The following is a 22,799-nucleotide window of genomic DNA, read 5'->3' as shown; positions in this document are numbered from 1 at the left end:
AAGAATACTGGAATTGTGTTAAACATGCGTGTCACGAGACAGAATTTCGAATATTTAAATTGATACTGGAATATAGAATCGGGAGAGACGATTCCCCTGCAATAACGGTGACGACACCGAACGTCCGAGATTCGAAAAAAGCGTTCGTCAGTAACTGATTCCGACAGCGAAACGAACCCCGTTCGGGATCACCAGGTGAGACCCTCGTAGACGATTCCCTCGCGGCGCTGAACGATACGACGGCCGTCCACGACGACCTGATCCCGCATCGAATCGAACTCGTCGTCCAACGCGGCGAACTCGTCCCAATCGGTAACGACGAGCGCCCCGTCCGCCCCATCGAGCACCGTCCGCGCGGAATCGACGTACTCGATATCGGGGAAGTGTTCGCGCATGTTTTCGGTCGCCACGGGGTCGTACGCCACGACGGTCGCGCCGCCGTCCTGTAACCCTTCGATGATCGGAATCGCACGGGAGTTACGAACGTCGTCGGTTCCCGGTTTGAACGCGAGTCCGAGCACCGCAATGTGCTTGCCCTGAAGCGGGACGTGGTCTTCGAGCAGTTCGAGCAACCGCTTGGGCTGTTTCTCGTTCACTTCGATGGCCGCTTCGACGAGGGACGGTTCGTATCCCTTCTCGTGGGCGGCGGCGACCAACGCGGCCGTGTCCTTCGGGAAACAGCTTCCACCCCATCCGACGCCGCTGCGAAGGAATCGCTCGCCGATACGGTCGTCCAATCCGATCGCGTCCATGACCTCGTAGGCGTCAACGTCGTACTCCTTGCAGATGTTTCCGAGTTCGTTGACGAGGCTAACCTTCGTGGCGAGGAACGCGTTGTTCGCGTACTTGATCATCTCCGCCTCGCGGATACCGGTTTCGACCACAGCGGGATCGGACGATACGATAAGCGGTTCGAAAACCGCCGACAACCGTTCGTTCGCACGTTCGTTCTCCGTTCCGAGGACCACTTTGTCCGGACCGAGGAAATCATCCACCGCACACCCCTCACGGAGGAATTCGGGGTTCATCGCCACGTCGAAGTCCTCCCCTCGGGTCTTGCCCGAGGCGTCCTCGATGATGGACCCGAGTACGTCCTCGGTCGTTCCGGGAACGACGGTACTCTTGGCGACGACGAGGTGATAGTCGTCTTTCGACTCCAACGCCTCGCCGAGCGAACGCGCTCCCGCCTCGATGATCGACGTGTCGATACTGCCGTCCGGTCGGGACGGAGTCGGTAGCGCGAGGAACGTCGCGTCGGTTTCGCGGACTGCACCGTAGTCCGTCGTCGCCGTGAGTCGGGTTCCACCGTGCTCGGCGACGAGGTCGTCCAATCCGGGTTCGTGGATGGGGGCCCGTCCGTCGTTGAGCCGTTCGACGATGTCCTCGTCGATGTCGATGTTGGTGACCGAGTGTCCGAGGTGGGCGAAACAGGCGGCGACGGTCGTTCCCACGTACCCGCTCCCCACGATGCTAAGTTCCATTAACAAGGGTACTAACTCCAGCTTCCTTGAAACTTAGTGTATTATTCGTCTAAAGGTATTTATGTCTTGAATTCAGCTTAAGAAGTATGAAAGCTGTCGTCCTGGCGGCTGGCAAGGGTACCCGTCTTCGACCCCTCACGAACGACAAGCCGAAGGGCTTGGTCGAGGTGAACGGCAAACCGATCGTCACTCACTGCTTCGAGCGACTCGCCGAACTCGGCGCCGAGGAGTTCATCGTCGTCGTCGGCTATCGCAAAGAAGACATCATCAGCTACTACGACGACGAGTTCGATGGGATTCCGATCACCTACACCCATCAGCGGGAACAGAAGGGACTCGCACACGCGCTGTTGACCGTCGAGGAACACATCGACGACGACTTCATGCTGATTCTGGGCGACAACATCTTCGACGCGAACCTCGAAGACGTGGTTCGTCGGCAGCAAGAGGACCGAGCGGATGCCGCGTTCCTCACCGAAGAGGTACCGTACGAGGAGGCAAGTCGATTCGGCGTCTGTGACACCAACGACTACGGCGAAATCACGGACGTCGTCGAAAAGCCCGAGGACCCACCATCGAACCTCGTGATGACCGGGTTCTACACGTTCTCCCCGGCGATTTTCCACGCCTGCCATCTCGTCCAACCGTCGAACCGCGGCGAGTACGAGATCAGCGAGGCCATCGACCTCCTCATCAGGAGCGGTCGTACCATCGATGCGATTCGCATGGATGGATGGCGCATCGACGTCGGCTATCCCGAGGACCGCGACGAGGCGGAGAAGCGACTCTCGGACGAAGAAGCGGTTAGTTCGTCCGCGTAGGCCACTTCGTACCGTCGTTGCTATGTCGATTAGCCACCGATCCGTCGAACCGGTACCACCACAGAGATCGTGAAAACTATCCGACATAGGAAACGGATTTAAAAGAGGGAGATTCATACAAAGGTGAATGGTCCATACACCAGCCTCTAAAACCGTCCTCGTCACCGGCGGTGCGGGATTCGTCGGCAGCCATCTCGTCGATGCACTCGTTCGGGAGAACGACGTCCGAATCCTCGATGACTTCAGCACCGGGAAGCGCTCCAACGTAAACGACGACGCGACACTCATCGAAGGCGATATCCGCGATTCCGAGACCCTCCGACGTGCAACGGAAGATGTCGACCTGATATTCCACGAAGCGGGTGTCGTGAGCGTTCAGCAGTCCGTCGAGGACCCGATATCGGCGAACGAAGTGAACCTCGACGCGACGCTCGCGCTGCTCGAACGCGCGCGCGAACACGACGCCCGCGTCGTCCTGGCTTCGAGTTGTGCGATTTACGGGCAGCCGACCGAGATTCCGGTTTCGGAGGACGAACCGTTCTCCCCCTCGTCGCCCTACGGTTTGCAGAAATCCGCGCTCGACCACTACGCCCGCCTCTACGAGGAACTGTACGGATTGGAGACCGTCGCGCTCAGGTATTTCAACATCTACGGCCCTCGCCAGTCGAGCGGGGATTACAGCGGTGTCATCAGCATCTTCAAGCGCCAAGCGACGAACGGCGAACCGATTACCGTCGATGGCGACGGCGAGCAAACGCGCGATTTCGTCCACATTGACGACGTCGTACGGGCCAATCTACTGGCCGCGACGACCGACCACGTCGGCGAAGCGTACAACGTCGGCACCGGCACGAGCGTCACGATAAACGAACTCGCCGAGACGATTCGGGACGTCTCCGGGTCGTCGTCCGACATCGTCCACACGGACCCCCGTCCGGGGGACATCCAGGAGAGCGAAGCTGACATCTCGAATGCGAGTGAAAAGCTGGGATACGAGGCAACCGTCCCTCTGTCCGTTGGTTTGGAATCGATCATCGACTGACGAATGCGGACGGATGGTCAGTTGACATCCCTGGTCGATGTCCAAATATCGATGGAAGTGCCCGACAAGAACTGAATGAACCCGGACGCGAAAGCGAGGTTCATACTGAGAAAGTACGCCGGAATTCCGAACAGCGTCGAAGACCGTGCGCGCGGACTCGTCATTCCGACGGCTGCCGCTCCGTAGCAAACTAATTGTCCCGCCAGTAGCGTAATCACGGGCAAGGACGGAACGAGTAATGCGAGGGCGGCGTTCGACAGCAGGACGAGCAATAACACCGCAGGCAAACACCATCTGAGAACTTTATGCGAGAAAAACTCGAACGCGACGAGACCGTGGCGAGGGGAGAGTAGCGTTCGATACCAAACGAGGGACTGGTAGTTACCGGCACCAATCCTGATCCGTCGTCTGTACTCCTGCCATAAGTCTCCCGTCGTCCGTTCGGTCGCCTTCGCCGCATCGACGAATACGATCCGACGACCGTTTTTCGCCTGCTGTAGGACCACGATAAAATCGTCCGTGAGCGCTGCCTCCGGAATTCGTTCGAAATCATCCCGCCGTAGCGCGAGCATACCACCATTGGCACTCACCGTCGTTCCCAGTTTTGATTCGAGTTTTCGAATCCCGAGTTCGTATTTCCAATACGAGCTCTCCGTACTCTCCCCCTCGGCGTCAACCAACCGAAGGGACCCTGTCGTCAGTCCCACATCGTCGTCAGCGAGTGGTGCAACTAATTCGGTTACGGCATCGGAATCGTACATCGTATTGGCGTCGGAGAACACTAGAACGTCCCCGGTCGCCTCAGCAACTGCTCTGTTGAGAGCATAACTTTTCCCACGTCGTTCTTCCAAAGGGAGGAGTCTCGTCCGAGACCCGGTGTGCTGTTCGACGATAGCGTCCGTCCTATCGGTTGAATCCGAGACGATAATACAGTCAAACCCACCGGCATACTCGATGGCCTGTGTATTCTCGATTTTTTCTCGTATAACTGCTTCTTCGTTGTGAGCAGCGACGATCATAGTAACAGACGGACGGACGGTTCTATCCCTCTGATCGTTTCGGTCCACGAACCTCGATAAAACGATGAGGACGAGTGGATACCCGACATAGGTGTAAAGTATCGTTAATATGCCGAGAATAAAGACGAGTGACACTAAAAGTGCGATCATCGTTCGATTGTTGTTGAGAGCATAAGTTAAGAGTTGGCGATAGTGATGCCGATTCAGAAAATCGAGTCCCAAGTTTGTTCGATCTTTTTTGCCGATTGTTGCCACGAAAATTGGGTCGCCCGTTCCCGGCCGAGTTCTCGATACTCCTCTCGTGCGCCCTTATCCTCCCACAGATCGTGGATCGCTTGGCTGATCGTAGCGGAGTCCCGAGGATCGACGGTGATCGCTGCATCCCCCACTACCTCCGGAAGCGACGAGGTATTCGACGTGATGACCGGTGTACCGGATTGTATCGCCTCCAAGACCGGGAGCCCGAACCCTTCGTAAAGTGAAGGGAAGACGAAAATTTGTGCCATGTTATACAGGAGGGGCAAATCTTCTTCCGCGACGTAACCGGTAAAGGTGATTTGATCCTTGAATCCACACCGTTGGTACACCGCTTTGAACTCTTCGTCTGCGAGTTGCTCTTTGCCGACGATCACGAGAGGAGGGCGCTCTTCGTCGTCCATCATTGATAGCGCGTCGATAACCGTGACCAGATTCTTCCGTGGTTCGATGTTTCCGACATACAGGAGAAACCGGTCGGGTAGTTCGTACTTCCGTTGGAGGCGATCGCACGTTTCCGACGATAGATCACGTGGTCGATATCGGTCGTTCGCTGCCCCCGGTGCTACAGAGATCCGTTCAGGTGAGATATCCCGATACTTCCGGAGATCTCGTTCGGAGTGGTGTGAAACCGTGATGACACGATCCGCCTTTTTCACTGCTCTGCCAAGAAATGCTTGGAGGTAAATACGATACAACCGGGGGTGTGCGTCCGGATAGGTCCGGTGAATCATGTCATGGACGACGATAGCGCTCGGTCCGTCGAATAGGATGGGCTGGACGAAGTTAGGTCCGAAGAACGCGTCTATTCGATCCTGCTTGAGTGCTCGTAACAACGTTACGTTCACCCACCAGGCGGGAGCGGCAGGACCTAATAAATCATCCGCCAGACGAGGGGCACTGATCGGTCGCCAAACGAGCGTGGTATCCTCCGGCGTTTCGATGGATACCGGGGATTCGTCCGTCCGGTCGTTGTAATATGCATACAGTGTCTGTCCCGCGAAGGCACCGGACTCAATGATGTTAACGAGATAGTTGCCAACTCCCGAGATGTTCCCGACGAGTGTTCGCGCGTCAATGCCGATCTTCATCGATCCCTATTTTCTGATGTGGCTCCATAATAGATTCTACCTTCGAACTGGAACGTCAGTCGTTTACTAAGGTTCATCTCGTGGTGATCAGCTGTGAGTACTATCGAGTTCTTCTTCGACGACCTCCCGCATATCGTTACGAAAACGAGTTCGACCGAATCGCTCGGTAGCCGATGGAAGATTCGCTCGAAGGTCCCGTTCGAGATCCGAATTCGAGAGGACGGTATCGATCTTTTCCACGGCTTCCGTGACGGTGCCGTAGAGGAGAGTGGATTGATTGTTTACGATTTCACGCTGACCGCCACTATCGGGGACGAACGGGAGAACGTCACCTGCAACCATCTCTGCGACGACCATCCCGAAATGTTCGTTGTCCTTTCCGTGTAGTCCGTATCGGTGTGTGTTGATCAGGTGGACTAGTTCCTCCCGACTCACCTCGTTCTCTATATGAATAAAATCGTATTCCCCAGCCTTCGCTTCTATTCGTTGCTGATAGTCCGACATGTGGGGAGGACCGATCAGGTGAAGATGAACGTCGTGACCACGTTCGTGGAGACGAACGATGATTTCGATGTTTCGAAGGATGTTCTTGTCGGGTGCGAATCGACCGATCGAAACGAAACCGGTCTCCTGGTCATCGAACGGAAGCGATTCGAACTCTTCCGTATCTACGGGGGGATACACCGTCCTCGGCCGAATATCGTACTCCTCTTTCACAAGTTCGGCCATCCAATCTGAATTTGCGAGCGCCATCGAATCCCTCATCCGTCCGTCGGTTACACCAGCGATATACTGACAGATCTCCTTGTAAAAATCCCGTGAGCCGCTTCGATCCCTCGCATCGAGCGCAACTTTCGGCTGTGAGTAAACCGGATGATGGAAGTAGAGGATCGGTCCGGTGTCCGTTCCTAACTCGTTGAAGGTTCCAATCACGAGGTCGAACGAGTGCAACGATTCCCGAACGGCGCGGTTCAGAACCGCATATTTTAACAGACCGAGACGGGAGCCAATCGTCCGGCTCAGCAATACACTGGAAGTGGGTACCCGTACCGTGATATCCCCAACATCCGCATTGTAGTAGGGATTCAATTCATCGAAATCCGGAGCATGTGTAGTAAAGAGGGTAACGTCATGCGATTCTTGCAATGATTCTAATACGTTCATGCAAACGGCTTCCGCGCCGCCCTTTACCGAGAAGTCCGGGTGGATCACAGCGATAGTAGCCATGTGAATTATGTACTCACCAATTGTTGTCGTGCTACCCGTTTCGCGGGTGTGACCATCAGACTTGTGACCGGGAGATGAGTTGTGTTTAATTTACACACATGAAAACGACACATTTCAATATTCCAAACAGAGAGAAACGTCCCCGATTTAGCCGATTTGGCCCTCTGTGAGACGGTGTGAGGCGGTTTTACCCTCTTGATTCAAAAACCAGTTTTTAATTTGATGTAGTGTATGTAGATAACTAACGCCCGTTGGAGATGGAAAGCTAAACGGTGGATCAGAGAGTAGGGTGATTTAATCGATATCCGAGGTAGAAATGACAAACATTGCACTTGTAGTTCTCGATACCCTCCGGAAAGACGCGTTTGACAAACACTTCGACTGGCTTCCCGGAAAACGATTCGAACGAGCGTATTCCACGGCCAACTGGACCGTTCCCGCTCATGCTTCGTTATTCGCCGGGTTGTATTCGAGCGAAGTCGGGGTTCACGCGAAGAATATGTATTTCGACGCGGACGAACCCACAATCGCTGAACAGCTACAGGAAGCAGGATACGAAACGCGCGCGTTCAGCGCGAACACAAACGTTTCGGGTCACTTCGACTTCGATCGTGGTTTCACCGAATTCGGTGCACCTGCAAAGATGGAGCATCTCAACGACGATGACCAGTTCGATTGGCGAAATTACAATCGAAATACGGACGATGCAGGTGCCAAGAAATACCTGAAGGCGTTGTACGCCTGCATTCAGGACGATTCCGCAACGATCCCCTCCCTGGTGACCGGAATCAACCTCCTTCGTTATGGTGGAAATCCCACCGAGTACGGAGGTTCGTTAGAAGCGTTGGAATGGCTCAAGGAGACGCAGTTTGCAGACCGAGAGTTTCTCTTCCTCAATCTCATGGAAGCACACGAACCCTATCGTGTCCCGTCCGAGTACCAAACCGTCGAAGAGCCCGATCTGACCGGCTCCGTCGGTGATATCAGCATCGATGAGGTCGACGCTAGCCAAACGAAGCAAGCGTACGACGACTGTGCCACCTACCTCTCCGACATATATGAGGAAATATTCGATCTTCTCTCCTCCGAGTTCGATTACGTGATTACGTTAGCCGACCACGGCGAACTCCTCGGTGAACACGATTCGTGGGGGCACGAATACGGAGTGTACCCGGAACTGACGCATGTACCGCTGGTTATCTCGGGAAACGACCTCTCCGGGAGCGAGGCCCGTGCCGTGAGCATCCTCGACGTTCATCGAACGGTTCAAACGCTCGCCGGTATCGAAGGTGAGTCACGTGGACGAAACCTTCTCGATGATCTCCCCGAGGAGTCGTTTTTAACGGAGTATCACGGACTCACTTCGTGGAGCGAAAAGAAATTGGAGGAAAACGGCTATGCAGACGACGTCGAGCGGTATAACGAGGACCTTCGCGGATACGCCGCTCACCGAGATTACTATGGGTATGAAACACAATCCGGGATCAACGTAACCGGTACGGATCAAACACCGGACGTCAGCGCGGAAATACAACGACTGTGCGAAGAGTTGGACATCCGTGACGTTGAGAAGAACAACGACGTCCCGGACGAAATCAAAGATCGCTTAGAGGATTTGGGATACGCTTAACTTTTATTTTCGCCGCCGTTCTTCATCGGTTATTCCGCTTTAGTCGACGTTAGAACCGCTGTTTCGAGATTATTGCTGAACAATAGTGTATAGATACCCTATGCATAGTGATTAGAGCATCCACGAGACAGCAGATGAGCCAGTTCCGACTGGACAATATCTCTGTCGAATTTTAAAATAATCAATTTAATGTTGTATATTCACTATGATTCACCATCACGGTTTTATAGTATGATTTGTTTTTGAACATATTCGGATATCCTGGAATATATTTATAGACTCGCTTTGTCTGTGAGACAATATGGGGCTACTTGGATCTCGGAACAAAACGACTATTTCCAATGATTGGTTTCAAATAATTTTCCTCACTTGCACTCTCATTATTGGACTCTTGTTGGGTGCGCCACTTTTCCAGTTTGTCATTAAATCCTCCGGCATACCACTCCCACTTCCGCTGCTTGTCGGAGTCGGAATCGTCGGCATGGTGTTTGCAGCCGTGGTGGTAACACGAGACGCTTGGCTACTTGGTGGCTTCATTTCGCTTATCGTCCTAGCCACGTTTAATGCGGATATCCCATTTTTGCCAGCTGCAAATAAATATCCAACCGCCATTGTCGGACGATTTCTGTTAGTTCACTTTCCGCTCATATTTCTCTGTTTGCTCGCTGTAGCAGCTGGTTGGTATCACGATTCACCGGGAGTACCAGTATATCTTCTCGGAGGGTTTGTCGTAGCCACCGTACTTTCAGCAATCTTTGGTGTTCGAGCGAAATTCATACCGACTGGCTTTTTCGTCCTATACGCAGTTGAAATCGTTGCGGTCGTATGGTTGGTTGAAATGGCGATACGGAAGGATATTCTCACGATTAAGCAACTCGTGACTATTTTTATATTCATCGTTATCGGCCAGGCGTTTGTCGGGGTCGCCCAACTACTTCATCAGGGCTCTTTTGGTCTGTCTTATCTCGGAGAGGGAGGTGCGTACAAACGCGTTTGGATGTCACTCCCACTGGTGGGTAGCTTTAGCATAGGACCATACGTAGCCGGATTTACGGGTATGTCGTTCACACTCTCGATCTTCTGTGCAACAGCCATCCCAATTGTCGCGAGCCTGGCGATGAGAGAAGATGGTGCACGGCGCAACCTTCTCCTCCTCAGTCTCGTCTTATTAGTCTCTGTAATCCGATTCTCCGCAGCGGATTCGGTACGAGGTGCTCTCATACTTTCCTCGCTCAGTTATGGTGCTTTGCTTTTCTACCTTCGTTCTAAAGATGTGTTGACGATTTCACTCCCGAAGAGAACAAAAACTAAAGGAGCATGTTTAGTTCTTCTCCTCTTGTTAATCGTTCTCATTCCCTCGCACGTGACTGGTAACTCGTTCTCTACTCCGATGAGTTCTAATTCATCACCGATAGAGATCGCTTCTCACTCGACGACGCACAATTTGGCTAGTGGTGAATCAGTTGGCGTAACGTCGCAGAAAACATCAAAAGGTAGTAAATCAGCATCGGCTGAGATGAAGACGGCGTTAAAAATTGGCAAAGTATCATCGTATGAGAGGAATGCGATGTCAGAAGGTGGTAAAACAGCGCCGGTTAAGCCGGAGGAGTCGGTCACAACTGCAAACAACACCACAAAGAAAGTTTCAATCCCATTCTTTTCGACTGCAAACTTAGGAACTCGATTCCAACAGTACGGTGTGGCTTTCGATGTGTTTGCCGATCACCCTATCTTCGGAATCGGCGGTATTAATTTCGTACATATCGCCGAGGATTATGGACTTCCGGTCCCCAATGGATATAGTCATCCTCGACTCATACACAATACCTATTTTGCGTTATTGACTGAAACCGGATTGGTAGGGTTCAGTCTGTATATGGGTGCATTAATCTGTATCGGCTATTACGGTTGGAAGCTTCTAAATATGAACTCAACCGACCCATTGTTAATCTCCGGCGTTCTCGCTGGACTGGTCGGTATCGCAGCGTTCGGGTTTTGGAACCCCCAGATATACAATATGAAAATCACGTTCATCTTTTGGATATTAGGAGGCGCGATCTTCGGAGAGTATCAGAAAGGAAAGAGGCAATAAAATAGATCCCATAGGATCAGTCTTCTACGAGGACTCAACGCATTAACAGGGATTATATACCGTCACGCCGTCATAAGTATTATACACCTCCTGTGTTTATCTGTGATTGAATTCCGATTTCGCACCTTTACTTGGAAAACATGAATAAAGTAAAAAAAGTAATCGATAATCCTGAGAAACTATTGTATAAGGCTCGCCAACACATTGGCCGAGTAGAAAATAGGGTACTCGGATGCGATGTGATGGCCGAAGATTGGGATAATCTCCTTATTCTAGACGCTTGCCGATATGACATGTTTGAGCGATTGGTGGATTTCCCTGGAGAATTACATTCGCGGCGTTCAGCGGGATCCGCAACACGCGAATTTATCGCTAACAACTATACGGGACGAACGTTTCTCGATACGGTATACATAACGGGGAATCCGTTCGTGTCCATGGACGCGGGGGATTCCTTCCATGCACTAGAAGAGACTTGGAAGAAGCATTGGAATGAAGAACATGGTACAGTTCTTCCGGAGAGTATTCAAGAAGCAACGCTAGAAATGGCGGATCAGTATCCGGACAAACGGGTTGTTTCCCACTTTATGCAGCCGCACCACCCCTTCATCGGGCCGTTTGCACGAGAAGAAATCGGTACCTTAAGCGGAAACAGTCACGCCCGAGAGCGTGCTCTCGGAAAGGAATCGAGTGATGAAACCGGTCAACGAGTCTGGTTCAAGGTGAGAAACGGGGAACTATCGCTTGAGACGTTGAAGCGCGCGTACGATGAGAATTTGAAGACAATTCTTCCGGTTATTAAGGATCTTTGCGAACGGCTCGATGGGAAAACCGTCATAACCTCCGATCACGGAAATCTGCTAGACGAATCGGCATATCGAGTACTTTCGGCAAGTCCACATCGATATGCTCATCCGAAATTTGCAACTGCCGAATCCTTGGTAACTGTACCGTGGTTCGAATATCCGTTCCAATCCCGCAAAACGATTACTAGCGAACCACCCATTAATCAAGATCAGCAAGACGTAACGGACGATACGATCGACGATCGGTTAGAGGCGCTGGGATACAAATAGTATCGCAACAACATTGATACTTGATGCAGCGAAAAACGTAACGAGGTCCTCTGTAAAATCTAGAATCGGATGAATACTGTGAACCGACTACTCCGATTCCTACTTCCACAGATATAAACCACTTATCCTCCACACACAATGACAGAGAAAGTCAAAAAGATCTCACAAACTCTCGCATCGTCCGGAGCGATACTCTTCGGTGGAATGATTCTCCAATTGAGTATCAATTTCGGTTCGAAGCTCCTCATTGCCCGAACATTCGGGAAGGTCGATTATGGAGGGGTTTCGCTCGGAATCACGCTAATGACAATGGTAACTGTCCTCACTCTTGCGGGGACTGATACAGGCATTGGTCGATATCTCCCGCGGTTCGAGGATGACGGACGCAGACGCGGTGTGCTCCTATCCGGCTTTCAGATCGTTCTTCCGTTCGCTTTCATAGCCGGTTGTCTGATTTTCCTGTTCTCCAGCACGATAGCAGGTACCGTATTTAACGATTCAAACCTGAGTCCAATCATTCGTGCGTTTGGCTTCGCCGTTCCGTTCATGGCCTTCGTGAAGCTTACAATCGGGAGCGTGCGCGGTCTGGAAGATTCACTCCCGAAGGTGTATCTTCAGAACATCGCCGTTCCTGTCTCGCGTTTCGGGATGATAATTGGAGCGATACTCCTGGGACTCGGAGCCGTCGGTATCGCGTGGTCGTATGCACTTTCCTACGGTATTGCGGCGATGCTCTGTCTATACTACCTATATCGTCGAACGCCATTACTGGCCGATATCAAGCCAGTTGGAATGCACAAGGAGCTACTCGTTTTTTCAGCGCCGATCATGATCACCGCTACGATGAACATGATTTTGTCAAATATTGATATATTCATGTTGGGAGTATTTTCATCCGGGACGGGAGACATCGGAATCTACAACTCGGTGTACCCAATCGCGGCAATGCTTGCCGTGGTTCTGACCTCCTTTGGCTTTATTTTCATGCCGATAATTTCAAAACTGCATTCGAACGGTGATTTCACCGAGATGAGGAGAATGTATCAAGTCGTCTCCAAATGGGTTTTCCTAGCTACAGTTCCGTTATTCCTCGTTCTCGTACTGTATCCGGATGTCGTGATTCGTAACACATTCGGTGCGGAGTACTCACCGGGAGCTTTAACCCTCGCACTCCTTTCGATCGGATTCCTCGCTCACGCCGTCGCCGGTCCAGCTGGAAACGCGTTGACTTCCATCGGGAAAACGAAATTGATAATGGTCGATAATATCACGGTTGCGATGGTGAATGTCGCACTCAATCTCGTTCTGATACCCAAATATTCGTACTTCGGAGCAGCAATCGCAACTACCGCTGGTTATCTGATGATGAACAGTCTCTATCTCATACAACTGTATCGTACTATCGGAATCCATCCCTTCGGACGATCATTGTTTCGAACAACGATCGCTGCTTTAGTAGCAGCTGGAATCGCGTATGGCGGTTCCTGGATCCTTCTTGGAGACGTCACGCTCGTTCAACTCATCGGTGCATTTGTACTCTTCTGTGCCATTTATCTCCTGCTAATAGTTGTCCTCGGAGGGATTGAGGAGGAAGAACTGGCGCTTGTGGAAGGCTTTGAAAACCGATTCGGTGTCAATCTCACGGGAGCAAAACAACTGGCACGACGCGTCGCAAAATAATCCGTTCGTACCGAGTAATTCCCCGATGACGTTTGTAGTGAGAAACCGATGAACGACTCGGAATTGAGATGAGGTATCGTTCATGAATACCGATGTAGTGGGACCGCGTTTCCGCTACGTAACCGACCGCGAGATCGTTGTTTATATCACGTAACCTAGGTCTTGTAGCTGCTGTTCAATTCCGGATTCATCGTATTCTTCGACCGCTGTCGGTGGTTCTGAGGTGATCTCTTTTCGATTGTCGCCGTGAACGATGAACCACGGGATTTTGACGAGTTCGTCCATATAAACACCGTCAGGATGACCATAGATTCGAATTGGTGTCGGGAATACCCGTTCACCAAGCAATTCGCCGTGGTCAGCTGAGATCACAGTTTTCCCTTCAAGTTCCGGAAGTAGGGTTTTCACATCCTCGACTACGATCTCTAGGTTTTCCTCATAGGCTCGCTGAACGAGCCCGTTTTGTAACCCATATTTTTTGGGTATCTCGTTCAATTCGTCAGTAGCGTTGAAGTGATCACGTCCAAACGGGCCGATGAACGGGTAGTGTGGCTGAACATAGTGAATAAGGAGTCGCTTATTCGGATATTCGTTGGCCGCCTCAAGAGCGACTTCTGTCAGCGTCTCAGGTCGGGCTATCGTGTTTTCATCGCCTTCACGGAACTCGCTTTGCCAAACGCCTTTGTGCGCATGAAGCTCGGAATTGATCTCATCGCGTATATGTGCATAATTTCCGTTTGCAGTTACATAGACGACATCATGTAGGTCGCGGTCGGAAAAATTTGCCCGAACCCACTCTCGTGTCATACTCCCTCGTGAAATCCTGGATTCTAATACCCCATCCAAATCGTTTGCATGTGGTTTAAAAGAGTCGTAACGACAGGCGTCGAGGATAATGAGATTATCCCAGTCTTCGGCAAACACGTCGATGCCCCCCGTATTATATTCGTTATTGTTTTCGTATTGATAATAGGTGCGACTGATCTGTCTCCCTATTGCATACCTATCTGGAATGTTCCCCCGTTTAATGCGCCGAATGACACGATCAATCATTCTCAGAAGATATCTTTCGGGTCTACTTAGCTATTACGTCCAAATATACAAATATTTCCATATTAAAAAAAGAGTACAAGGTTAGACATGGTAGTATTTATTGACGAAAGACGGGAACGTTTCGTAGATCGCATTTCAGGATGTCAGTAATGACGCGCCTCCGAACTCCAATATCCGTTTATTATAAGTAACGCCTCTGAGTGAACTCAATTAGCGCTCCACAAATGCAACTTACTGATAAACGCGTCCTCGTTACCGGTGGTGCGGGATTCATCGGCTCGAACCTCGCAAACAGCCTCGCTGAAGAGAACGACGTCGTCGTCGTCGACGACGGCTACCTCGGAACGCCCGAAAACCTCGACGACGGTGTCGAATTTCACGAACGGAGCGTCCTCGAAGACGACCTTCCAACGGACGTAGACGTGGTGTTCCACATCGCCGCACTCTCCTCGTACAAGATGCACGAGGAGAACCCGACGAAAGGCGCGCGGGTGAACGTCGAGGGCTTCGTCAATACCGTCGAACAGGCGCGGGACGACGGCTGTGACACGGTCGTGTACGCCTCCACCTCGTCCATCTACGGGAACAGGACGGAACCGTCACCCGTCACCATGGACGTGACCGTCAACACCGGCTACGAAGCGTCGAAACTCGCGCGCGAGAAGTACGCCGAGTACTTCGCGAACCATTACGACATGAACATGGCCGGAATGCGGTTCTTTTCGGTGTACCAGGGCTACGGCGGTGCGGAAGAACACAAGGAGAACTACGCGAACGTCATCGCGCAGTTCGCCGACGACATGGCGGACGGCGAGCGCCCCGTTCTGTTCGGCGACGGGACGCAGACGCGTGACTTCACCCACGTGGACGACATCGTTCGCGGCCTCGTCCTCGCGGCGGAGAACCAACTCACTGGCGTCTACAACCTCGGAACCGGCGAGCAGGTCTCGTTTAACGACCTCGTCGAACTGCTTAACGAGGCGCTCGGAACCGATATCGAACCCGAGTACGTCGAGAATCCGATTCCGGATTCGGTGTACGTCCACGATACGATGGCGGACTACTCCGAAATACACGCGGAGACGGGTTGGGAGCCAGAAATCGCTCTCGACGAAGGGGTAAAATCCGTCTGCCAGCAGTATCGATAGCCTACCTCACCTGGATACCGATACCCGCATGCTGAACCGGCGGAACCGCCGCGACGTTTCGGCGCGTTTCCACCGTTTCGACGCCGGTACTCGACGCTTCATAGCAGTTGTTCTCCGTACGTTCGCGTGTGTTTCGTTTCCGACAAGTGGCCGGTCGGCGTCGACGGGCGAAACCCTCGTTACGTCGATGAAAACGGAATGGCGGCGAACGAACGATGGCGTGGGTTGATGTACGGATTCCGTGACGCCCTCGTGAGGGAGTTCCGACTCCCGTTATATCATGAAAACAGCACTGAAACACACGCTCGTCGTCCTGCTCGCTACCGGCCTACTCGTCGCCGGGATGGCCGGAACGACCGTCGGGCAGGCACCGTCGGCGAACGGAGCACAGACGGGAACGTTCATGCAGACCGGACAGCTTTCGCAATCGCAACTCGATTCGATGTCCTGTAGCGAACTTCAATCGACCTACGAGCGAAGCCTGGACCGGATCAAATCGAGCGACCTGCCGTCCCAGAAAAAGCAGAGCCTCGAACAGCGGGCGACGACGCTCTACAAGATGTACAGCTTCAAGAAAGGTTGTTAGACGACTCCGTTTTTCCGGATTCACACCCACCCCAGAGCGGTTAAGCGACTTCCCGCCGAGTCACCCAGTATGTGGCCATGGGGACATCTGGCGGTGGGGTATCTGGCCTACTCGGGGGTTCGACGGACGCGGACGGACCGTCCACCGACCGGCCTCGAAGTGGTCGTGCTCGCCGTCGGAACGCAGTTTCCTGACATCGTGGACAAACCGCTCGCGTGGTGGTTCGGCGTCCTCCCGACCGGGCGGTCGCTCGCACACTCGCTGGTGACCGCGAGTCTGGTGCTCGCCGTCGCATACTGGGTCTGTCGCCGGACGAAAACCCGGAACCTCTGGGCGGCGTTCGCCGTCGGCTACCTCTCGCATCCGTTCGCCGACGTGCTCCAACCCGTGCTGGCAGGTCAGTACGGACAGGCCTCGTTCCTCCTGTGGCCCGCACTCTCGCTCCCGCAGTCACACCCCGTGGCACTTTCGACGGGCGGCGTGTCCAGCGACTTCGTGCTCGAACTGCCGTTCGTCGTCGCCGCCACCGTCCTTTGGCTGGCGGACGGCGCACCCGGCGTCAGCCAGTTCCTCCCGTCCACTGTGAGCCTGCATCGTAAGCAGTAGTCCGACGACCCAAATCTTTAGTTACCTCGTCATCGTACATCGTTCTTCCACGGACGAACGTCGCCGGGAACGAACCGTCGAGCGACGTTCACGGTACGGAATCGACGTGACGATTCGATACGAACGGAGCCAATAATGGACAGGTCCGACCTCAGACTGCTCGTTCCACGGCGAATACGGCGCGTTCCCGCAGACCTCGTGGTCGTCGTGGCGCTCGTGTTCCTCACCGCCGTCGTGGTCCTCGCCGGACGCGGGTTCTGGACGCTCGCCCGGTGGGGAATCGGCTTTTGCTTCCTGTTTTTCCTGCCGGGATACGCCGTGATTGCGGCCCTGTTTCCGGAATCCGCCGGGAGCGACGAGGATTCGAGCGACGGTATCATCCCACGGCGAATCGACGGCGTCGAGCGCTTCGTCCTGTCCATCGCGGCCAGTTTGGCCGTCGTCCCGCTCATCGGCTACCTCGTCAGCTATTCGCCGTGGGGACTGGACGTCGTGCCCGCCCTCGTGAGCATCGGCGGGTTCACGGTCGGTTGTGCCATCGTCGCCGCCATTCGTCGCCGGTCGGTTCCGGAATCCGAGCGGTTCTCGGTTCCGTTCGGAGCGTTCTACGAAACGGTCTCGACGGGGAGGACGTGGACGCGACCGTTGAACCTCGTTCTCGTCGTCAGCCTCGTCGTCGCTTCGGCAGGAATCGTCTACACGACGACGACCCCCCGCCCCGACGAGCGGTTCACCGAACTCTACATCGGCACGAAAAACGGGACGGGCGAGACGGTCGCGGACGCGTATCCGCGGAACTTCACCGCGGGGGAGTCACAATCGCTCCGAGTAGGTATCGGGAACCACGAGTACGAGCGGACGAATTACACGGTCGTGGTCCTGCTACAGCGGGTGAACGGTAACGAGGGAGCGCGCGGAGGGTCACGCGTCACCGCCCAACGGCAACTCGACCGGTTTCACGTCTCCGTCGCGGGCGGGAAAACGGCCGTCGAAAACCGCTCCATCTCGCCGACGATGACCGGCGAGCGATTGCGACTTCAGTTCCTCCTGTATCGCGGCGCGCCGCCAGCGTCACCAACGCCGAAGAACGCCTACCGACGGACGCATCTCTGGATAAACGTCACCGGTTGATCACGCTCCTACGACGTTTTTCGACGGACGAGGGATTCGACGGCGTCCCGCACCGAACGGGTCGGCCTCCATCCCAGTTCCGCTTCGGCGGTGGACGTATCCACGGGGAATTCCGTGGCGAGCGTCTCGTTGCCGCGCGGGTTCTCGACCAGTTCGATGTCGGGGGCAGTACCCGTTTCGTCCGCGACCGTCTCCTGCACGAGTTCGGCTATTTCGTGCACCCCCATCTGTTCTCCACTCGCGATTTCGTATCCTTCCGTGCCCGTTCGTCCCGTCGCACGCTCCGCCAGCAACCGCTCCACGCTCCGGCGGTACGCGTCCCCGACGTCGTGGACGTGAACGTAATCTCGCGCTTGCGTTCCGGGTTCGTAGACGGGAATCGAGTCGCCGGAGATCGCCCGATCCACGAAGAAATTGATGACCGTCGGTTTGGAGATTCGGTTTCCGTCAACCACGTGTTCACCGTACACGTTCGATTTCAGGAAGAGGTGGGCCGGAAACGCGTCCGGAGCGAACGTCTCGACGGCACGCTCCCCGATAACCTTCGTTCTGCCGTACCAGTTCATCGGTGTCCGTGGCGACTCGACGGTTATCGGGAACTCCTCCGGCGTTCCGAGCACGGCCATACTGAACGGAAAGACGAGCGCCGTTTCGTGCCGTCGGCAGAACCACGCGACGTGGTTCGTCCCCTGTACGTTGACCTCGTAGGCGAGCGTCGGATTCTCCTCGCAGTTTTGCACGCCGCTTACCGCCGCGAGGTGGACGACCACGTCGGCACCGTCGAGGGCCGTATCCACTTGTGATCTGTCTCGGACATCGACGGTCGTATCGACGCCGTACCCGTTCCCTCCGTGATGAGTGAGCGCGCGAACCTCCCATTCCGGATGGGCCGTTCGGAGCGTTTCGACCACCCGACTCCCGATGTACCCTGCAGCGCCGGTGACCGCAACCGTCGCCGACTCGTAATTCTCGGTCATCGGCTTTCACTCGCCCCGCCGAACGAGGGTTCGAACGGTGTCCCGCATCGAATGGCTCGGTTCCCATCCCAGTTCCCGCTCCGCGGCGGAAATGTCCACCGAGAACTCCGCGACGAGCGTCTCGTCGCCGCGCGGATTCTCGATCAGTTCGATGTCGGGGTCCCTCTCGGTCTCGTCAGCGACCGACTCCCGAACCAATTCGGCCAGTTCCATCACCGTCCACTCCTCGTCGCTCGCTATCTCGTACTTCGAAACCCCGGTTCCCCCGTTTTCGAGGGCGGTCAACAACCGCTCGACGCTCCGCCGATACGCTTCCGCCACGTCCATCACGTGGACGAAGTTTCGCGCTTGAGTCCCCGGTTCGTAGACCGTCAGCGGTTCGTCGGCGAACGCGCGCCCGACGAAGAAATCGACGACCATCCCGCGTGAGATACGACGGTCCCCCACCGCGTGCTCGCCGTACACGTTGGCTTTGAGGAAGAGGTGTGCAGGAAACGACCCGGCCGCGAGCGATTCGATGGTTCGTTCCCCGACCAGTTTCGTCTCGCCGTACCAGTTCATCGGCCGCCGCGTCGTGTCCACGGTTATCGGGAACTCCTCGGGGTCGCCGAGGACGGCCATGCTGAACGGGAACACCAGTCCGGCACCCGAATTGCGGCAGAACCACGCGACGTTGGTCGTCCCGTGAACGTTCGACTCCAGCGCGAACTCGGCGTCGTCCCGGCACGAGTCCACATCGCTCGCGGCGGCGAGATGGATCACGACGTCCGACCCGGCCAACGCCGATTCGAGTCGTTCCCGGTGTCGAACGTCGAGATACTCCACCTCGATATCCCCGATTCGATGAACCTCGCCGCGATAGAAGTTGTCGAACGCGCGGAGTTCCCAGTCGGGATGATGGTCCCGAAGCGTCGTCACGACGCGACTGCCGACGTAGCCACCCGCACCCGTGATGCTGACCGTCGGATTTCCCTCGGAATCCGGCTTTCGAGCGTCCGCGCTCATCGTCCCACCGCGTAGTCCTCGGGGAAGTTCCGGACGGTTTCGACCACGCGGTCTATTTCGTCGTCGGTCAGGTTCGGGTGGTTCGGTAGGCCGATGACGTTCCCGGCGACCGCTTCGACGGCCGGAAGCGACTGGTCGTACTCGTGTTCGTGTTCGTTTTCCGACCACGGAAACTCGCTGTTGAACCCGCGATGTTCACGGAACACGGGTTGTTCGTACAGCGGTTTCGTGTAGCGATGGCGCGTTTCGACGCCCGCCGCCCTCAATTCCCGCCAGACCTCCTTTCCCGACATGTCGATCTCGTCCGTCTGCACCTCGAACGGTGCCCAGAAGTACGCGTGGTCCACGTATTCCCGAATCGTCGCCGGGCGGAGCCATTCGACGTCCGCGAGTTCGTCGCGCAGGCGCTCCGAAATTCGAGTGCGTCGAGCGTTGAGTTCGGGCAGGCGCTCGACCTGTGCGACGCCGAGCGCGCCGTTGAGTTCGCTCATCCGATAGTTGTAGCCGAGCATCTCGTGTTCGTCCCGCGACTTCATTCCGTGACTTCGCAGCAGACGAAGCCGTTCCGCGAGTTCGGCGTCGTCGGTCGTGACGACCCCACCCTCGCCGGTCGTGATGTTCTTCGTCGCGTAGAACGAGAAACAGCCAGCGTCACCGATACTGCCTACGACGTCCCCTCTGTAGCGAGCGCCGTGTGCCTGCGCGGCGTCCTCGACCACTGCGAGGTCGTACTCCTCGGCGAGTTCGAGCAAGTCGTCCATCTCCGCCGGATGGCCGTACAGGTGGACCGGAAGCAGTGCCCGCGTTCGGTCGCTGATGTGGCGTTCCACGTCCGCCGGGTCCAGCGTGTAGATGTCGCGCTCGATGTCGGCAAACACGGGCACCCCGCCTTGGTGGACGACGGCCGTCGCCGTGGAACCGAACGTCAAACTCGGCACGACGACCTCGTCACCGGGTTCCAATCCGAGCGCGTTCAGCGTCAATTGAATCGCGGCGGTCCCGCTGTTCATCGCGACCGCGTGGTCGGTTCCGACGTAGTCGGCCCACGCTTCCTCGAAAGATGCCACGAACGGGCCTTGTAGAAACCGACCGGATTCGAGCACCTGTTCGATGTTTTCCCGTTCTTTCTCCCCCAGGATTGGCTCCGCAACCGAAATCTTCCCCCCCATTCTGCGTCAGTTGTCAACGAGGAGTAACATTACCCTTGCGGCGGAACGGCCCTCCGACGGTCAGTAGGGTTCGAACTGCGGACGAGCCATCTCAGTGCCATCCGGATAGCGAATCGTCCACGGCGGCACGTCCTCGTCCACGTACGAGAGTGCGCCCACGACGGCCCCCTCGCCGAGCGTCACGTCGGGCATGACGACCGACCCCGAACCGACGAACACCTCGTCCTCGATGCGTATCGTCCCCTGAACCCGGTCCTTTTCGTCGGCTGGAACGCCGGAACTCATGTGCGAGGTGAATTTCGGGTACCCGGTCACGAGGACGCAGTTGTACGTGACGACGGAATTCCTTCCCATGTAAAACTCGCCGCCGCCGATGAGTTTCGTCCCGGAGTGGAGACACGAGTTGTCGCCGATATACGTCCCGTCGCCGGCGTTCACCAGCACGAAGTCGTCGATTTCCACGTTCTCCCCCAGTTCGAGATTGTCGGTGTTGACGAGTCGCGCCCACTCGAACACCTTGTCACGTGATTCGATGTCGTTGACCATCTCCGCCCGCTACGACGGTTCGTCGCTTAACGGTTTGGCAGAAACCGGATCTTTCTGCCGGGCGGGAATTTTGGAATTACCGCGCCGAAATGGTTAGATAATTGTCAATGGTTATGGGGAGGTACGTGGTTGGTGGTGAACGATGATTCCTCGGGTAGTCTATCTCGTCCTCTTCGTCGGGGTGCTCGGTGTGGGTTTCGAACGCTACCGAACCCGCTTCGAGCGATACGAACTCGGAGCGGCGCTACTCGGCGCATTCGTCATCCTCGTCGTCGCAGTCGCACCGCAGATCGGTACGCTTCTGCGTGGTGTGGGTGCCGCGGAACTGGTGGCCGTTCTCGCCCTCGTCGTCACGCTCGGTTTCGCCGTCCTGCTTCGGCGCAGGAGCGTCCGGACCGAGCGGAAGTTCAACTCGCTGATTCGAGAGCGGGCGATTCGAGACGTTTCCGACGACACGGACGAGAACTCGATCTACGTCGTCATTCCGGCCTACAACGAGGCGGAAACGGTCGGCGCGGTGGTCGAATCGCTCCCCGAATCGCTCTTCGACCACGACATCGTCCCGCTCGTTGTTTCGGACGGGTCGATGGACGGGACCGCCCGCGCGGCCCGCAGCGCGGGCGCGTTGGTGGTCGAACACACGGTCAACACGGGACAGTGTGGTGCGCTGAAAACCGGCTTCGAAATCGCCAGACGACGACGGGCGGACATCGTCGTCGGGATGGACGCGGACGGTCAGCACCGCGGCGACGAGGTGGAACGCCTCGTCGCTCCCGTCCTCGCCGACGAGGCGGATTACGTCATCGGATCACGCTATCTCGGAACCGACTCCTCCGAAAACGGTCCGGTTCGCCGCGGCGGCATCTGGGCGTTCACGACGCTCATCAACGTCCTCACGAAGTCCTCCATCACCGACTCGACCAACGGCTTTCGAGCGGTCACCATCGATACCCTCGACCGGATTTCGTGGGTCGAAGAGCGCTTCTGTGCGGTCGAGTTGTTGGTCGAAGTACGGAAGAACGGGTTTCGGTTGGAGGAGGTTCCGGTGACTGTCGAACGGCGGCAGGCGAGCACGACGAAGAAACCGAAACTCGGGTACGGCATCGGCATCGCCCGAACGCTCGTGGGGTCGTATCTCCGATGATTTCCGGAGGAACGTGATTC

General features: G+C 55.4%; 20 protein-coding genes. 11 read left to right on the top strand and 9 right to left on the bottom strand.

Annotated elements, in window-relative coordinates; translation table 11 throughout:
- Positions 1-188: 188 nt before the first annotated feature.
- Positions 189-1,481: a UDP-glucose 6-dehydrogenase AglM gene (gene aglM, locus NKF25_RS21850; protein WP_253228751.1), complete on the bottom strand. Its 1,293-nt coding sequence runs from the start codon at positions 1,479-1,481 to the stop codon at positions 189-191.
- 86 nt (positions 1,482-1,567) lie between these two features.
- On the opposite strand from aglM, the gene aglF reads away from it, so the two are divergent.
- Together aglF and NKF25_RS21840 are read left to right on the top strand one after the other, a co-directional pair.
- Positions 1,568-2,302, top strand: a complete 735-nt coding sequence (aglF, locus tag NKF25_RS21845; protein WP_253228750.1) for a UTP--glucose-1-phosphate uridylyltransferase AglF — start codon at positions 1,568-1,570, stop codon at positions 2,300-2,302.
- Positions 2,303-2,429: 127 nt separating this feature from the next.
- The gene (locus NKF25_RS21840; RefSeq protein WP_253228749.1) at positions 2,430-3,344 is read left to right on the top strand and encodes an NAD-dependent epimerase/dehydratase family protein; all 915 of its coding nucleotides are present in this window, start codon (positions 2,430-2,432) and stop codon (positions 3,342-3,344) included.
- A 17-nt stretch (positions 3,345-3,361) separates the two neighbouring features.
- On the opposite strand, the gene NKF25_RS21835 is transcribed toward NKF25_RS21840, so the two are convergent.
- The 3 genes from NKF25_RS21835 to NKF25_RS21825 form a co-directional block, all read right to left on the bottom strand.
- Positions 3,362-4,513: a glycosyltransferase family 2 protein gene (locus NKF25_RS21835; protein WP_253228748.1), complete on the bottom strand. Its 1,152-nt coding sequence runs from the start codon at positions 4,511-4,513 to the stop codon at positions 3,362-3,364.
- 53 nt (positions 4,514-4,566) lie between these two features.
- A complete protein-coding gene (locus NKF25_RS21830; protein WP_342766350.1) occupies positions 4,567-5,709 on the bottom strand; it encodes a glycosyltransferase family 1 protein in 1,143 nt (380 codons plus the stop codon).
- A gap of 87 nt (positions 5,710-5,796) precedes the next feature.
- Entirely contained in the window at positions 5,797-6,936 is a 1,140-nt protein-coding gene (locus tag NKF25_RS21825; RefSeq protein ID WP_256487789.1) for a glycosyltransferase, read from the bottom strand.
- Positions 6,937-7,252: 316 nt separating this feature from the next.
- Between NKF25_RS21825 and NKF25_RS21820 the strand changes: the two genes are divergently transcribed.
- The 4 genes from NKF25_RS21820 (at position 7,253) to NKF25_RS21805 (ending at position 13,414) form a co-directional block, all read left to right on the top strand.
- Positions 7,253-8,566: a sulfatase-like hydrolase/transferase gene (locus NKF25_RS21820; protein ID WP_253228747.1), complete on the top strand. Its 1,314-nt coding sequence runs from the start codon at positions 7,253-7,255 to the stop codon at positions 8,564-8,566.
- Positions 8,567-8,867: 301 nt separating this feature from the next.
- On the top strand, positions 8,868-10,658 hold the full coding sequence (locus NKF25_RS21815; RefSeq protein ID WP_253228746.1) for an O-antigen ligase family protein: 1,791 nt from the start codon (positions 8,868-8,870) through the stop codon (positions 10,656-10,658).
- Between the two features lie 242 nt (positions 10,659-10,900).
- Positions 10,901-11,734, top strand: a complete 834-nt coding sequence (locus NKF25_RS21810) for a hypothetical protein (RefSeq protein ID WP_253228745.1) — start codon at positions 10,901-10,903, stop codon at positions 11,732-11,734.
- A 138-nt stretch (positions 11,735-11,872) separates the two neighbouring features.
- Positions 11,873-13,414 (top strand): flippase, encoded by a 1,542-nt coding sequence (locus NKF25_RS21805; protein WP_253228744.1) that lies wholly within the window; start codon positions 11,873-11,875, stop codon positions 13,412-13,414.
- Positions 13,415-13,555: 141 nt separating this feature from the next.
- On the opposite strand, the gene NKF25_RS21800 is transcribed toward NKF25_RS21805, so the two are convergent.
- Positions 13,556-14,467: a hypothetical protein gene (locus NKF25_RS21800; protein ID WP_253228743.1), complete on the bottom strand. Its 912-nt coding sequence runs from the start codon at positions 14,465-14,467 to the stop codon at positions 13,556-13,558.
- A 224-nt stretch (positions 14,468-14,691) separates the two neighbouring features.
- Between NKF25_RS21800 and NKF25_RS21795 the strand changes: the two genes are divergently transcribed.
- The 4 genes from NKF25_RS21795 (at position 14,692) to NKF25_RS21780 (ending at position 17,938) form a co-directional block, all read left to right on the top strand.
- Entirely contained in the window at positions 14,692-15,615 is a 924-nt protein-coding gene (locus tag NKF25_RS21795) for an NAD-dependent epimerase/dehydratase family protein (RefSeq protein ID WP_253228742.1), read from the top strand.
- A 280-nt stretch (positions 15,616-15,895) separates the two neighbouring features.
- Positions 15,896-16,201: a hypothetical protein gene (locus NKF25_RS21790; protein WP_253228741.1), complete on the top strand. Its 306-nt coding sequence runs from the start codon at positions 15,896-15,898 to the stop codon at positions 16,199-16,201.
- A gap of 69 nt (positions 16,202-16,270) precedes the next feature.
- The gene (locus tag NKF25_RS21785; RefSeq protein WP_253228740.1) at positions 16,271-16,807 is read left to right on the top strand and encodes a metal-dependent hydrolase; all 537 of its coding nucleotides are present in this window, start codon (positions 16,271-16,273) and stop codon (positions 16,805-16,807) included.
- A 135-nt stretch (positions 16,808-16,942) separates the two neighbouring features.
- Positions 16,943-17,938, top strand: a complete 996-nt coding sequence (locus NKF25_RS21780; protein WP_253228739.1) for a DUF1616 domain-containing protein — start codon at positions 16,943-16,945, stop codon at positions 17,936-17,938.
- A gap of 8 nt (positions 17,939-17,946) precedes the next feature.
- On the opposite strand, the gene NKF25_RS21775 is transcribed toward NKF25_RS21780, so the two are convergent.
- Genes NKF25_RS21775 through NKF25_RS21760 form a run of 4 tightly spaced genes read right to left on the bottom strand, consistent with a single transcriptional unit; the run spans position 17,947 to position 21,635 of the window.
- Positions 17,947-18,915, bottom strand: coding sequence for an NAD(P)-dependent oxidoreductase (locus tag NKF25_RS21775; protein WP_253228738.1), 969 nt, complete (start codon positions 18,913-18,915; stop codon positions 17,947-17,949).
- A 6-nt stretch (positions 18,916-18,921) separates the two neighbouring features.
- Positions 18,922-19,920 (bottom strand): NAD-dependent epimerase/dehydratase family protein, encoded by a 999-nt coding sequence (locus NKF25_RS21770; RefSeq protein WP_253228737.1) that lies wholly within the window; start codon positions 19,918-19,920, stop codon positions 18,922-18,924.
- Positions 19,917-21,089 (bottom strand): DegT/DnrJ/EryC1/StrS family aminotransferase, encoded by a 1,173-nt coding sequence (locus NKF25_RS21765; RefSeq protein ID WP_253228736.1) that lies wholly within the window; start codon positions 21,087-21,089, stop codon positions 19,917-19,919. The genes NKF25_RS21770 and NKF25_RS21765 overlap by 4 nt, the downstream gene beginning before the upstream one ends.
- 60 nt (positions 21,090-21,149) lie before the next feature.
- Positions 21,150-21,635 carry a DapH/DapD/GlmU-related protein gene (locus NKF25_RS21760; RefSeq protein ID WP_253228735.1) on the bottom strand — a complete coding sequence of 162 codons (486 nt, stop codon included), beginning with the start codon at positions 21,633-21,635 and terminating at the stop codon, positions 21,150-21,152.
- 142 nt (positions 21,636-21,777) lie between these two features.
- Between NKF25_RS21760 and NKF25_RS21755 the strand changes: the two genes are divergently transcribed.
- On the top strand, positions 21,778-22,779 hold the full coding sequence (locus NKF25_RS21755; RefSeq protein ID WP_253228734.1) for a glycosyltransferase: 1,002 nt from the start codon (positions 21,778-21,780) through the stop codon (positions 22,777-22,779).
- Positions 22,780-22,799: the final 20 nt, after the last annotated feature.

Source organism: Haladaptatus sp. AB643 (assembly GCF_024136975.1).
Classification (GTDB): Archaea; Halobacteriota; Halobacteria; order Halobacteriales; family Haladaptataceae; genus Haladaptatus.
The sequence above is the reverse complement of the archived record's forward strand: the minus strand, read 5'-3'. Positions and strand labels throughout refer to the sequence as shown.